Annotated in this window: 14 protein-coding genes, 1 tRNA gene and 1 pseudogene; 9 read left to right on the forward strand and 7 right to left on the reverse strand. The window is 68.7% G+C overall.

The window, feature by feature from the left end:
• Nucleotides 1–188: 188 nt before the first annotated feature.
• The 4 genes from AC4D2O_RS10685 to AC4D2O_RS10700 are packed head-to-tail and all read left to right on the forward strand — an operon-like array spanning nucleotide 189 to nucleotide 3,948.
• Nucleotides 189–830 carry an ABC transporter permease gene (locus AC4D2O_RS10685; protein ID WP_490907503.1) on the forward strand — a complete coding sequence of 214 codons (642 nt, stop codon included), beginning with the start codon at nucleotides 189–191 and terminating at the stop codon, nucleotides 828–830.
• A complete protein-coding gene (locus tag AC4D2O_RS10690; RefSeq protein ID WP_490907130.1) occupies nucleotides 823–2,124 on the forward strand; it encodes an ATP-binding cassette domain-containing protein in 1,302 nt (433 codons plus the stop codon). Before AC4D2O_RS10685 ends, AC4D2O_RS10690 begins: the two co-directional genes overlap by 8 nt.
• A 58-nt stretch (nucleotides 2,125–2,182) precedes the next feature.
• Nucleotides 2,183–2,947 (forward strand): ABC transporter permease, encoded by a 765-nt coding sequence (locus AC4D2O_RS10695; protein ID WP_490907504.1) that lies wholly within the window; start codon nucleotides 2,183–2,185, stop codon nucleotides 2,945–2,947.
• Complete coding sequence (locus AC4D2O_RS10700; protein WP_490907134.1) at nucleotides 2,944–3,948, forward strand: glycine betaine ABC transporter substrate-binding protein; 1,005 nt, start codon at nucleotides 2,944–2,946, stop codon at nucleotides 3,946–3,948. The genes AC4D2O_RS10695 and AC4D2O_RS10700 overlap by 4 nt, the downstream gene beginning before the upstream one ends.
• Here AC4D2O_RS10700 and AC4D2O_RS10705 read toward each other — a convergent pair.
• The 3 genes from AC4D2O_RS10705 to AC4D2O_RS10715 form a co-directional block, all read right to left on the reverse strand.
• Nucleotides 3,935–4,351 (reverse strand): hypothetical protein, encoded by a 417-nt coding sequence (locus tag AC4D2O_RS10705; RefSeq protein ID WP_490907139.1) that lies wholly within the window; start codon nucleotides 4,349–4,351, stop codon nucleotides 3,935–3,937. The two genes, AC4D2O_RS10700 and AC4D2O_RS10705, sit on opposite strands and share 14 nt — an antisense overlap.
• A 214-nt stretch (nucleotides 4,352–4,565) precedes the next feature.
• Nucleotides 4,566–6,053 carry a catalase gene (locus AC4D2O_RS10710; RefSeq protein WP_490907143.1) on the reverse strand — a complete coding sequence of 496 codons (1,488 nt, stop codon included), beginning with the start codon at nucleotides 6,051–6,053 and terminating at the stop codon, nucleotides 4,566–4,568.
• A gap of 28 nt (nucleotides 6,054–6,081) precedes the next feature.
• Nucleotides 6,082–6,543, reverse strand: a complete 462-nt coding sequence (locus tag AC4D2O_RS10715; protein ID WP_490907505.1) for a Fur family transcriptional regulator — start codon at nucleotides 6,541–6,543, stop codon at nucleotides 6,082–6,084.
• Between the two features lie 101 nt (nucleotides 6,544–6,644).
• Here AC4D2O_RS10715 and AC4D2O_RS10720 point away from each other — a divergent pair, with 101 nt between their 5' ends.
• From AC4D2O_RS10720 to htpX, 3 genes are all read left to right on the forward strand, one after another.
• On the forward strand, nucleotides 6,645–7,349 hold the full coding sequence (locus tag AC4D2O_RS10720; RefSeq protein WP_490907146.1) for an esterase/lipase family protein: 705 nt from the start codon (nucleotides 6,645–6,647) through the stop codon (nucleotides 7,347–7,349).
• Between the two features lie 51 nt (nucleotides 7,350–7,400).
• On the forward strand, nucleotides 7,401–8,687 hold the full coding sequence (locus AC4D2O_RS10725; RefSeq protein WP_490907148.1) for an MFS transporter: 1,287 nt from the start codon (nucleotides 7,401–7,403) through the stop codon (nucleotides 8,685–8,687).
• 125 nt (nucleotides 8,688–8,812) lie between these two features.
• Nucleotides 8,813–9,691, forward strand: a complete 879-nt coding sequence (gene htpX, locus AC4D2O_RS10730) for a zinc metalloprotease HtpX (protein ID WP_490907150.1) — start codon at nucleotides 8,813–8,815, stop codon at nucleotides 9,689–9,691.
• A 98-nt stretch (nucleotides 9,692–9,789) separates the two neighbouring features.
• Here htpX and AC4D2O_RS10735 read toward each other — a convergent pair whose 3' ends face one another.
• Nucleotides 9,790–10,278, reverse strand: coding sequence for a YajQ family cyclic di-GMP-binding protein (locus AC4D2O_RS10735; protein WP_104051037.1), 489 nt, complete (start codon nucleotides 10,276–10,278; stop codon nucleotides 9,790–9,792).
• 157 nt (nucleotides 10,279–10,435) lie between these two features.
• Here AC4D2O_RS10735 and AC4D2O_RS10740 point away from each other — a divergent pair, with 157 nt between their 5' ends.
• Together AC4D2O_RS10740 and AC4D2O_RS10745 are read left to right on the forward strand one after the other, a co-directional pair.
• On the forward strand, nucleotides 10,436–10,807 hold the full coding sequence (locus AC4D2O_RS10740) for a hypothetical protein (RefSeq protein WP_490907154.1): 372 nt from the start codon (nucleotides 10,436–10,438) through the stop codon (nucleotides 10,805–10,807).
• An 88-nt stretch (nucleotides 10,808–10,895) separates the two neighbouring features.
• Nucleotides 10,896–10,977 (forward strand) — tRNA-Tyr (locus AC4D2O_RS10745).
• 71 nt (nucleotides 10,978–11,048) lie between these two features.
• On the opposite strand, the gene AC4D2O_RS10750 is transcribed toward AC4D2O_RS10745, so the two are convergent.
• The 3 genes and pseudogenes from AC4D2O_RS10750 to AC4D2O_RS10760 form a co-directional block, all read right to left on the reverse strand.
• Nucleotides 11,049–11,198 carry a hypothetical protein gene (locus tag AC4D2O_RS10750; protein ID WP_490907514.1) on the reverse strand — a complete coding sequence of 50 codons (150 nt, stop codon included), beginning with the start codon at nucleotides 11,196–11,198 and terminating at the stop codon, nucleotides 11,049–11,051.
• Nucleotides 11,199–11,210: 12 nt separating this feature from the next.
• Nucleotides 11,211–11,318 (reverse strand): annotated as a pseudogene (locus AC4D2O_RS10755) (hypothetical protein); the annotation flags it as partial.
• Nucleotides 11,279–11,941 (reverse strand): tyrosine-type recombinase/integrase, encoded by a 663-nt coding sequence (locus AC4D2O_RS10760; RefSeq protein WP_490907157.1) that lies wholly within the window; start codon nucleotides 11,939–11,941, stop codon nucleotides 11,279–11,281. The pseudogene AC4D2O_RS10755 and the gene AC4D2O_RS10760, both read right to left, overlap by 40 nt.
• Nucleotides 11,942–12,242 lie beyond the last annotated feature (301 nt).

Raw genomic sequence — 12,242 nt, forward strand, 5'->3', positions numbered from 1 at the left:
GGACACCGGCGCGGTGGCGGACCCGAGGGCACTGTGTGCACGGCGGGGCTGACGCCCCCGAAGGCGGCGGGTCGCCCCGTGCCACCCCCCGTGCGGTACCGTTGGACCATCAGCATGCTTAGCGTCGTGGTCTCCGCGCCCTGAGCGGTACCAGGGGATGCGGCGTGGCCGCGACGAGGAGGTGGACGGTGCTCGAGTACGTGACCACCAGGTTCGATCAGATCCTCTTCGCCAGCTGGCAGCACTTCTCGCTCGTGGTCCAGTGCCTCCTGATCGCGACAGTCCTGGCCGTCGTGATCGCCGCGCTCGTCTACCGCAGCCCGGCCCTCACGGCCGTGGCCAACAACATCTCGGCGATCGGCCTCACCATCCCGGCCTTCGCCCTCGTGGGCCTCCTGATCGCGCCGTTCGGCTTCGGTGTGCCGCCGGCCGTGATCGTGGTGGTCTTCTTCGCCGTCCTGCCGATCCTGCGAAACGCAGTCGTCGGGCTGGCGGGCATCGATCGTTCCGTCGTCGAGTCCGCCCGTGGTGTCGGGCTGAGCCGTTTCCAGACGTTCCGCCGGATCGAGCTGCCCATGGCCTGGCCCGTCATCCTCGCGGGCGTGCGCGTGTCCGCCCAGATGGTCATGGGGATCGCCGCGATCACCGCGTACGTCCTCGGCCCGGGCCTCGGCGGCTTCATCTTCACGGGGCTCGCCCGGCTCGGAGGGGCCAACGCGCTCGAATCGGTCGTCACCGGTATCGTCGCCGTCATCATCCTGGCCCTGGTGCTGGATCTTCTCCTGCTCGGCCTCGGCCGGCTCACAATCCCACGAGGTATCCGTGTCTGAGAGAAACCCCGCCCCTGCGGCATCCGCGACCCCGGTGGTCCCGACGCCCGGCATCACCGGTGCGAGCATCCTGCTGGACCAGGTCAGCAAGCGGTATCCTGGTCAGGCGAGAGCCGCCGTCGACGGCCTCACGATGGAGATCCCCGCCGGCAAGATCGTCATGCTCGTCGGTCCCTCCGGCTGCGGCAAGACCACCACCCTCAAGATGATCAACCGGCTGATCGAACCGACGGAGGGTCGGATCGTGCTCGACGGCGACGACGTCACCGGCATCGACGGGGACGCCCTGCGGCGCCGGATCGGCTACGTCATCCAGGCCGGCGGGCTGTTCCCCCACATGACCGTCGCCACCAACATCGCGATCGTGCCGAAGATGCTCGGCTGGAGCAAGGAGCGCGTCGCGGCCCGGGTCGATGAACTCCTGGAACTCGTCTCCCTGGATCCGGCCCAGTACCGCGACCGGTTCCCCCGCGAACTCTCCGGGGGGCAGCAGCAGCGCGTCGGCGTGGCCCGCGCACTGGCTGCGGACCCGCCCGTGCTGCTCATGGACGAGCCGTTCGGCGCCGTCGACCCGATCACCCGGGTGCGGCTCCAGGACGAGCTCATCAGCATCCAGAAGGAACTGCAGAAGACGATCGTCTGCGTGACGCACGACTTCGACGAGGCCGTGAAGCTGGGGGACTGGATCGCGATCTTCACGGAGGGCGCGCAGCTCGTGCAGTACGACACCCCCGAGCGGATCCTGGCCGAGCCCGCCAACGAGTTCGTGGAGAACTTCATCGGCGCCGGTGCCGGGCTCAAGCAGCTGACCCTGACCCGCGTGAACGAGGTGGACCTGCAGTCGGCCGTCACGGCGTCGCCCGGAGACCTCGCCGCGGACGTCCTCTCGCGCCTCGACTCCGCGGGCCACGACCACGCCGTCATCATCGACGACCGCAACCGGCCGCTGCAGTGGCTGTCGCGACGGCAGCTCGCCCGGCTCGAGCGGGTCGGGACCGACCGGGACCCGCGCCTGCCCCTCGTCGGCGAGCGCGCGACCCTGAACGACGCGCTCGACATCATGCTCGTCTCCAGCGTCGGCGCGGCACTCGTCACCGGCGGGCGTGACAGTTTCCGTGGTGTCATCGATGTCGAGACGATCATGGTGGCCATGAGCCAGGCACACGCGCGAGCCCGCACGTCGCACGCCGAGGGCAGACCGGTGGGCATCAACACCGGCGCACTGACCGCGCTCGGCGCACCGGGCGAGCCCGTGCGGCCGCGATCGACGGGCGGGGGCGACCAGGGTGAGTGAGCGTTCCGGCGTCGCCGTCGCCGGCGGGGGTGCGCGCGGCGCCGCGCAGGGGGCCGCCCTGCCGGGCGGCGCGAACGATCCCCTCCTCGTCAGCACCGATCGGGGCTGGGTCCCGCTCCTGCGGCAGCTCGCGGTCATCCTGGTGGCCGGCGCCCTCCTGGCCGCCTGGCTCCTGAGCGCCGAACTGACTCCGACCGAGCAGATCACCCTCAACCCCGCCTCGCTGCTCACCTACACGGGCGAGCACCTCGCCCTGACCCTGCTCTCCGCGGTGATCGTCCTCGCCATCGCGGTCCCGCTCGGCATCCTCCTCACCCGCCCGCCCTTCCGGCGGATCGCGGGCCCCGTGCTCGCCATCGTGAACATCGGCCAGTCGGCGCCCGCGATCGGGCTCGTGGTCCTGCTGGCCGCCTGGCTCGGCTTCGGCTTCCGGGCCGCTGTGACGGCGCTCGTGGTCTACGCACTGCTGCCGGTCCTGAGGAACACCATGGTCGGCATCGGGCAGGTGGACGAGCGGCTGGTCGAGGCGGGCCGGGGGATGGGCATGAGCGCCGCCGCGGTCCTCCTCCGCGTGGAACTCCCGCTCGCGGTCCCCATCATGCTCGCGGGGATCCGCACCGCGCTGGTGCTGCTCGTCGGCACCGCGGCGCTGTCCACGTTCATCAACGGCGGCGGACTCGGGATCCTCATCACCACCGGCGTGAACCTGAACCTGTCCCGCGTCCTCGTCGCCGGAGCCGTCATCGTCGCCCTCCTGGCCCTGCTCGTGGACTGGGCCGGGCGCGTCGTCGAGCTCCTGGCCCGCCCGAAAGGACTCGCATGAGCCGCGTCCGGGGCGGACGCGCGGGCGGCGCCATCGTGCTGGCCGGCAGCGTCGCAGCCGCTGCCCTCCTGGCGGGATGCGGGCTGCAGCCCGCCACGTCCTACGTCCCCGCGTCCGGCCCGGGGTCCATCCAGCCGATCGAGGGGGTCGAGGGCGCCCCGCTCACCGTGACCTCCAAGAACTTCACGGAGCAGCTGATCCTGGGGAAGATTTCCGTGCTGGCCGCGCAGGCGGCGGGGTTCGACGTCACCGACCTGACGAACGCGCCCGGGTCCCAGCCCGTCCGCGACCTCATCGTGTCGGGCGAGGCCGATGTGACGTGGGAGTACACCGGGACGGCCTGGCTCGCGTTCCTCGGCAAGGAGGCCGGGATCGCGGACCAGCAGGAGCAGTGGACGGCCGTCCGCGACGCAGATGTGCCCAACGGCCTCGTCTGGGGTGAACCGGCGCCGCTGAACAACACCTACGCCATGGCCGTGCGGACCGAGGCGGTCCCCGAGCTCGGTGGCATCACCACCATGTCCGGTCTCGCGCAGTTGCCGCCCGAGCAGAGGACGTTCTGCGTGGAGGCAGAGTTCAACTCCCGCGCGGACGGCATGACGCCCATGCTGCAGCACTACGGCCTGGAACGCGGGGCGGCGACCGGCGTCCCGGACGCGAACATCGGCATCTACGACACCGGCGCCATCTACGGTGCGACCGATACCGGCGCCTGCAACTTCGGGGAGGTGTTCGCCACCGACGGGCGCATCGACGCCCTGGGGCTGACCCTCCTTGAGGACGATCTCGGGTTCTTCCCCGCCTACAATGCCGCTCCCGTGTACTTCGGCGAGACGCTCGAGGAGTTCCCGGAGCTCGAGGACGTGTTCGACGCGATCGCGCGGTCCCTCACGGACGAGGCACTGCGCAGCATGAACCTGCGCGTCGACGTCGAGGGCGAGGAGCCCGCCGACGTCGCCTTCGACTTCATGGTGGACAACGGATTCATCACGCGTCCGTAGATACGGTGCACCGCCGCGGGGTCGGCGCCGGCACGGCGGAGAGCCAGGCGCGGGCATCCGCGGTCTGGAGGAAGTAGCGGGTCCGGCTGCGGGACTGTGCGATGAAGGCGGCCAGGACCCGGTCCACGGGATCGCGACCGGTCAGCCCGATCAGACCGACGTGGCGATAGGCGATGAGCATCTGCCGTGCCTGCGGGGTGATGTGCCGGATCACGTTGAGATGCACGAGCATCGGCGCCCGATGCCAGTCCGGGAAGTGCGTGATGGTGTTCGCGAGGACGTCGAGTACCGCGGGGCCCACCTCGATGCCGGGGCGCCAGACGACCTCGAGGATGCCGTCGTCGTGCAGGATCGTGAAGTCGCGGCGGATCATCACGCCGTCGCTATCGGTGGAACCGTGCATGGTGGCCTCTCGTCGTCGGCGCCTGCCCGGCCGCTCCCAGTGCAGTCTTCCACCGTTGGCACGTTCGTCCTACCCGGCCTCCGGGCACGCCCTGCGATCCGCCACGCCCCGACCTCGGCGAGCATCTCCGGCAGCGGGTGGTCCCCCGCATCCCGACGGAATACGGGAAGGGCGGACCCGTGCGGATCCGCCCTTCCCGTGCGTCTGCCGGCCCCTAGTAGAGGGCGGCCTCCGACTCGGTGGCCGGCGTGACGCCGCGGCCGAGGTTCGCGGCCAGCTTCGCGCCGAGCTCCGCATCGACGTTGGCCCAGTACTGGACGGCCCGCGCCCGGATCTCGTCGCTCTGCACGCCGCCGACGGCACCGGTGATGGTCTCGAGGAAGCGCGCACGCTGCGCGTCGTCGAACACCTCGCGGTACAGCGTCCCGGCCTGGCCGAAGTCGTCGTCCTCGGCGTGCAGCGAGTGGGCTGCACGGACGAGGTCGCCGTCGTTCTCCCAGCCGCCGTGCGCACCGTACTGGGCGGGATCCGCAGCGGGACCGCCCACGGAGTTCGGTGCGTACACCGGCGTGGACGCAGCATTGAAGTGGTAGCGCGCCGCGCCGTCCTTCGAGTAGTTGCGCACCTCGTTCTTCGGCATGTTCACCGGCAGCTGCGCGTGGTTGGTGCCGACGCGGTAGCGGTGCGCGTCCGCGTAGGAGAAGATGCGCGCCTGCAGCATGCGGTCGGGGCTCGCGGCGATTCCGGGCACGAAGTTCGACGGCGCGAACGTGGCCTGCTCGATCTGCGCGAAGTAGTTCTCCGGGTTGCGGTTCAGGGTCAGCCTGCCGACGGGGATCAGCGGGTAGTCGCCCTGCGGCCAGACCTTCGTGAGGTCGAACGGGTTGAAGCGGTAGGTCTTGGCGTCGTCGTAGGGCATGATCTGGACCTTGAGGTCCCAGCTCGGGTGGTTGCCCTTCGCGATGTTCTCCGAGAGGTCGCGCAGGTGGTGGTCGGCGTCCGAGCCGGCGAGCGCCTCGGCCTCGTCGACCGTCAGCACCTCGTGGCCCTGGTTGGACTTGAAGTGGTACTTCACCCAGAACTTCTCGTCGGACTCGTTGATCCACATGTAGGTGTGCGAGCCGTAGCCGTTCATGGTCCGCCACGAGTTGGGCAGGCCGCGGTCACCCATCAGCCAGGTCACCTGGTGGGCCGACTCAGGGCTCAGCGTCCAGAAGTCCCACTGCATGTCGGCGTCGCGCAGGTTGGTCCCGGGGAGGCGCTTCTGCGAGTGGATGAAGTCGGGGAACTTGATGCCGTCGCGGATGAAGAACACCGGGGTGTTGTTGCCCACGAGGTCATAGTTGCCCTCGGAGGTGTAGAACTTGAGCGCGAAGCCGCGGGGGTCGCGCCAGGTGTCGGGGGAGCCCTGCTCGCCCGCCACGGAGGAGAAGCGGAGGAGGGTCTCCGTCGTCGTGCCCTTCTGGAAGAGCGCGGCGCGCGTGTACATGCTGACGTCCTCGGTGGTCTCGAAGACGCCGAACGCTCCGCCACCCTTGGCGTGGACCACGCGCTCGGGGACACGCTCGCGGTTGAACTGGGCCAGCTTCTCGATGAGGTAGTGGTCGGTCAGCGGGATGGCGCCGTCACGGCCGAGGGCGGACGAGTTGCTGTCATCGATGACGGGGGCGCCGGACTGCGTGGTGCTGAAGTTCGCGGACATAGTGCTCCTATTCCTAGGGGTTGGGGGATCAGTGGTGGCTGGGGGCTGCCGTGCGGCAGTCGTCGCAGAGGCCCTGGTAGAGGACCTCTGCGATCTGGATGGTCATGCGCGAGGCTCCGGGGGACCACTCGGGGGTCAGGCAGGGCGCGTGGCCCACCGCGCAGTCGACGTCCTCGATCCGGCCGCATCCGGTGCAGACGGCGTGATGGTGGTTGTCGCCCACGCGGGTCTCGTAGCGGGCGGGGGAGTGCGGGGTCTCGATGCGGCGCAGCAGGCCGATGTCGGTGAGATCGGCGAGGATCACGTAGACGGACTGCACCGTGATGTGCGGCAGGTCGGCGCGGACGGCGGTCGCGGCGTCGTCGGCGGTGGCGTGCGGCGACTGCTCGACGGCGGCGAGGACGGCGAGGCGCTGGCGCGTCACGCGCCGGTCCGCGGCGTGCAGTGCGGCGGACCAGCGGGCCTCGCGGGCCACGGGCGTCGCACTCATCCGCATCATGTCGCCAGTCAAGCAGTAAATCTGAGAAACTCATAATAAGGACGGACTAACTTGCGCCCCACGCGGTCCGTCCGGTCGGTACCGTGGACAGAGTGGATCTTCTGAAGCGGGGCAGGGCCTGGGTGCTGGACTACGCGTATGTCGGTTTCTGGCAGGTGCAGGGCTTCCTCTTCCGGGTGGATCCCGCGCAGTACCTCACGCCGGCCCCGGACGCGCCGGAGGGCAAGGCCCCCGTGCTCCTGATCCCCGGGATCTACGAGACCTGGCAGTTCATGCGGCCCGTCGCGGACCACCTGCACCGGGCCGGTCACCCGATCCACGTGGTGCAGAAGCTCGGCTACAACCGTGGCACGGTCGAGGCCATGGCCCAGCTCGCCGCGGGCTACCTCGAGGACCACGACCTCACGGACGTCATCGTCGTCGCCCATAGCAAGGGCGGCCTGATCGGCAAGTTCCTCATGACGATGTCCAGTGCGGGCCCGCGCATCAACCGCCTCGTGGCGGTCAACACCCCGTTCTCCGGGTCCGTCTACGCCGACTTCTTCCTCCTGCCGAGCATCCGTGCGTTCTCCCCGCACGATCCCACCCTCAATCGCCTGCGCGCCGACCTCGAATCGAATCAGCGCATCACCTCGATCTTCGGGCGGTTCGACCCCCACATCCCGGGCGGCAGCTTCGTGCAGGGCGCCCGGAACGTCCAGCTCGAGACGATGGGCCACTTCCGGCCGATCGCCGACAGCCGGGTGCTCCAGGAGATCGACCGCGCCATCGAGGCCGGCGACCGGGACCCCGCCTGAGGGGTCCTGATTCGTTGCCGGAGCGAATCATTCCCGCGCTAGACTGCTCCCGTGCCCCGACTCCTCGCCGACATCACCCCGCTGAAGGAGTCGCCGGCCTTCCGCCGGCTCTACGTCGGCACGGCGCTCTCGGCCATCGGCACGCAGCTCACCATCGTCGCCGTCAGCCTGCAGGTCTACTCGCTCACGCAGTCCACCCTCAGCGTGGGTCTGCTCAGCCTCTTCGCGCTCGTCCCGCTGGTGGTCGCGGGGCTGTACGGCGGTGCGATCGCCGATGCGCAGGACCGCCGCACGGTCGCGCTGTACTCCGGGATCGCGCTGTGGGGCACCACCATGGCCATCGCCGCGCAGGCCTGGATCGGCGTGGACAGCGTGTGGCTGCTCTACCTCCTGATCGCCGTCCAGTCGAGTGCCGCCGGCATCAACCAGCCCACACGGAGCTCGATCATCCCGCGGCTCGTCCGGCCGGAACTGCTGCCCGCGGCCAACGCCCTCAGCATGATCACGTTCGGCCTCGCGTTCACTGTCGGCCCGCTGCTCGCCGGGCTGCTCGTGGCGCAGGTGGGCTACGCCTGGACGTACACGATCGACGTCGTGACCTTCACCTTCGCGCTGTGGGCCGTGTTCCGGCTCCCGTCCCTGCCGCCCGAGGGGCCCACCCGCCGCGCCGGACCCGCCACGGTGCTCGAGGGGTTCCGCTTCCTCGGGACCCGGCCCAACATCCGCATGACCTTCGTCGTGGACCTCATCGCCATGATCACGTCCCAGCCGCGGGCACTGCTGCCCGCGGTGGGCGCCGTGCTCATCGGGGGAGGGGAACTCACGGTGGGCATCCTGCTCGCCGCCAGTGCCTTCGGCTCGGTGCTGGCAGGGCTGTTCTCGGGACCGCTCGGCCGCGTCCACAAGCAGGGTCAGGCGGTGGTGTGGTCGATCGTGGGCTGGGGTGCCTCCGTGGCGGGCTTCGGGATGGTCGTCGTCATGGCCGGCTCGTCCTCCCTCCCGACGCCGGGCGAAGGAGAGTTCTCCCTCTGGCTGCTGCCCGCGGCGCTCTGCCTCGTCCTCGCCGGCATCGCGGACTCGATCAGCAGCGTCTTCCGCAACACGATCCTCCAGTCCGCCACCCCGGACGCGATGCGCGGCCGTCTTCAGGGCGTCTTCATCGTCGTCGTCGCCGGTGGTCCGCGGCTCGGGGACATGGTGGCCGGCGGCCAGGCCGCCTGGCTGGGCGAGGGGTGGACCGCCGTCGTCGGAGGGATCGCGTGCGCCGTGCTGGTCCTCGCCGTCGCCCGCCGCCAGCCCCGCTTCGCGCAGTACGACTCCCGCCGGCCCGAGCCCTGAGGAGGAATCTCCCCGGCGACACCGCAGCCTGCCCCCGTACGATGAGTGGAACAGGCCGTTGGGAGATTCCGTTGTACCAATGGGTACATATGGGCTGCCCGGCCCATCCAGCGCAAGGAGTAGCAGTGCACAACCATTTCAACGGTGCCAAGACGGCGTTGTTGTTCGGCGCCCTCATGGGGATCTTCCTCGTCTTCGGCGCAGTCATCGCGGGAGCGACCGGCAGCTCGATGTTCATCTGGCTGTTCGCCCTGTTCGGCGTCGGGTCCATCGCCTACAGCTACTGGAACAGCGACAAGATCGCGATCCGCAGCATGAAGGCCATCGAGGTCACCGAGCAGCAGGCGCCCGCGATGTACCGGATCGTGCGGGAACTCAGCACACGGGCCAACAAGCCCATGCCCAGGCTCTATGTGTCGCCCACCATGGCGCCCAACGCGTTCGCCACGGGGCGCAACCCGGAGAACGCCGCCGTGTGCTGCACCCAGGGCATCCTGCAGCTGCTCAACGAGCGCGAACTGCGCGGCGTCCTCGGCCACGAACTGATGCATGTCTACAACCGGGACATCCTCACCGGGTCCATCGCTGCGGCAGTCGCCGGCGTCATCACCTCGGTGGCGCAGATGTTCGCGTTCACCGGCATGATGGGCGGCAACCGGAACCAGGGTGGCAGTGCGATCGGCGCACTGTTGCTCGCGATTCTCGCTCCCCTCGCCGCGGGCCTCATCCAGACAGCCATCGGCCGAACCCGTGAGTTCGACGCCGACGAGGACGGCGCCGCCCTCACAGATGATCCGCTGGCCCTCGCGTCGGCACTCCGGAAGCTCGCGAGCGGAACCCAGCGTGCCCCGCTCCCGCAGGACCAGCGCCTCGTGAACACCTCGCACCTGATGATCGCCAACCCGTTCAAGGGCGGCGGCGTGGCCAAGCTGTTCGCGACGCACCCGCCGATGGACCAGCGCATCGCACGCCTCGAGGGCATGGCCCGGCGTCCGCTGAGCTGAGCGGCCCCCTCGAGGGGCAGGCCCAGGACGGGCAGACGACGACGGCGGCCCCACCTCGGGAGGGGCCGCCGTCGTACGGTGCGATCACGTCGAGCGCGTCAGCGCATGTTCACGAACTGCAGGTCTGCCTCGTCGAAGTTCTTGAGCAGCGCCATGGTGGCCTGCAGGTCGTCCCGGGACTTCGAGCTGACCCGCAGCTCGTCGCCCTGGATCTGGGACTTGACACCCTTGGGGCCCTCGTCGCGGATGAGCTTGTTGATCTTCTTCGCGATGTCCTGCGCGATGCCCTCCTTGATGGAGGTCTCGAGCCGGAATTCCTTGCCCGAGGGGAACGGCTCGCCGGTGTCCAGGGACTTCAGGGAGATGCCGCGCTTGATCATCTTGGACTGCAGGACGTCGAGCACGGCCAGGACGCGCTCCTCCGAGTTCGCCTTCATGAGGATCTTCTCGCCGCTGAAGTCGACCTCGGCGCCGACCCCCTTGAAGTCGTAGCGCTGGGCGATCTCCTTCTGTGCCTGGTTCAGCGCGTTGGCCACCTCCTGCTTGTCCACTTTGCTTACGACGTCGAACGTGGATTCGCTCGCCACGGTGCCTCCTCGGGGTGGTTGGGTCTCTTGACTCCAAGAATATCCGCAACCCCTCGGAGGCCGCGCCGATCTTCCAGCGGGCGCTCAGGAACCGCAGGGGACCTGCACAAGTGCCGGTGGCACGGTGGTGAGCATCCACCGCACCCCGAGGAGCCCGATGTCCGAGACGCCACGCCGCCGCTACCAGATCCGACTCCGCAAGGCCCTGGCGGGGTCCTTCCTCGCTGCTGCCACCGCGGCGGCCCTCACGGGCTTCGCCGCAGCCCCGGCGCTCGCCGTGCCCCCACGCGTCCTGGCGACGAGCACGGACACCGCGGACCACGAGTCGAGCGACAGCACCCTCGCGCTGGACCCGGCCGTCACCGTCGCCTCGCCGACCGCCGTCGCGGTTCCGGCGCAGTCCTCGACGGAACGCCTTGCCGGTGTCCGCGCCGACCTCGACCGGGCCGTCCTGCTGCGCATGGTCACCCTCGGGCAGGCCGACGCCTTCTATGCGCAGATCGAGCGCCGAGTGGCTGCAGGACGGTGATCGGCGGCCCGATTCGTCTCCGGGGCGGTTTGTCTGTAAAGTTGTCTTGCCCGCGCTTGCTGCGGGCGGTCTTCCTGTGAAGACGTTCGGCAGATTACCCGAGCGGCCAAAGGGGGCTGACTGTAAATCAGCTGGCAACGCCTACGGGGGTTCGAATCCCTCATCTGCCACAGCAAGAAGAGGCCGGTACTTCCGCTAGCAATAGGGGAAGTACCGGCCTCTTGTGTCTAACCGTTCAGGCTCATGCCCACATCTTGCCCACGCTCGCCTGAGAGACAGCGCGATCTAGGGCGTCGGAAACCTCATCAAGATCCCCGTCGAACAGGTCCGCGTGGACGTCCAGGGTCATTGCCGCCGAGCTGTGCCCCAGCATCCGCTGGATGGTTTTCACGTTCGCGCCGGACGCTACAGCGAAGCTCGCCGCAGAATGCCTTGGATCATGTGGTGTGATGCGCGGGATGCCGGCCCGCTTCACACCACCAGAGAACCACCCACCGCGGTCCTCCTGCACCCTTGTGGAACGCAGGTAGTCGCCGCTCTCGCCGGGAACCCCAACTGGTCTCGAGACTTACCCTCGCACTGTGCAGCGAGCCGTTCGGCCAGGAACCGCGGGAAGGGCACTGACCGGCGCTTGTGATTCTTTGGAGTGCCGACCTCAATGCGGCCCGCGACTTCCACGGCGTTCTCCGCCACGAGGATGCGGCGCTTGAGCATGTCCAGGTCCTTGACCCGCAGAGCGACCGCTTCGCCCCAGCGGAGCGCGCAGTAGGCCAGTACAAGGATGAGCGTCGGGTACTTGCTCTCCCCAGCAAGTGCATGAATCTGATCGTGCGAGAGGTAGATATGGAGCTTCTTGTTCTTCCGGGGCAAGGTGACGCCTCGGGCTGGGTTCGACAGCAGGCGCCTATCGTCTACGCAATCGTCGAGTACGGATGCCGGGGTAGGGGTAACACCCTTCCTCCTACTCAGACTTCGCTCCTCTGGCATAGCGACATATATCCCCCACAGGTTTCTTTCCACGCCCCGCGCCCAGAGGAAGGGCAGTTGGAGTTTCTTCCTGTGGAAAAACGCGATGAGTGGGAACGTCGCTATGCCAGAGGAGCGATCCCTGAAGGGGGAGGGGATGACCCCCACCCCTCACGCGCGTGAGAAAGGTTCGAGTCTTATACACGGTGGCAGGCCCTATGCCATAAGTGCCGCCGTGAGTGGGGGAGGGAGGGGGGTGACCCCTGCTGCTGGGCGTGGTGCAGGACTAGAGAGATAGGCGCTATGCCAGAGGAGTGCCCTCGGACCGGAGAGGGGACTTACACCCCCTTACCGCGGTGGAGCTGCTCTAGAGGGCCCAGGATGGCGTGGCCCACTTGATTTCAATCTTCTCCAACTATGTCGCTGAATGGCTCCTAGGCTTGAGCGGGCTTGACCTCGGCTACGCCCT

The sequence above is a fragment of the Arthrobacter sp. TJ-238 genome (genome assembly GCF_058269215.1).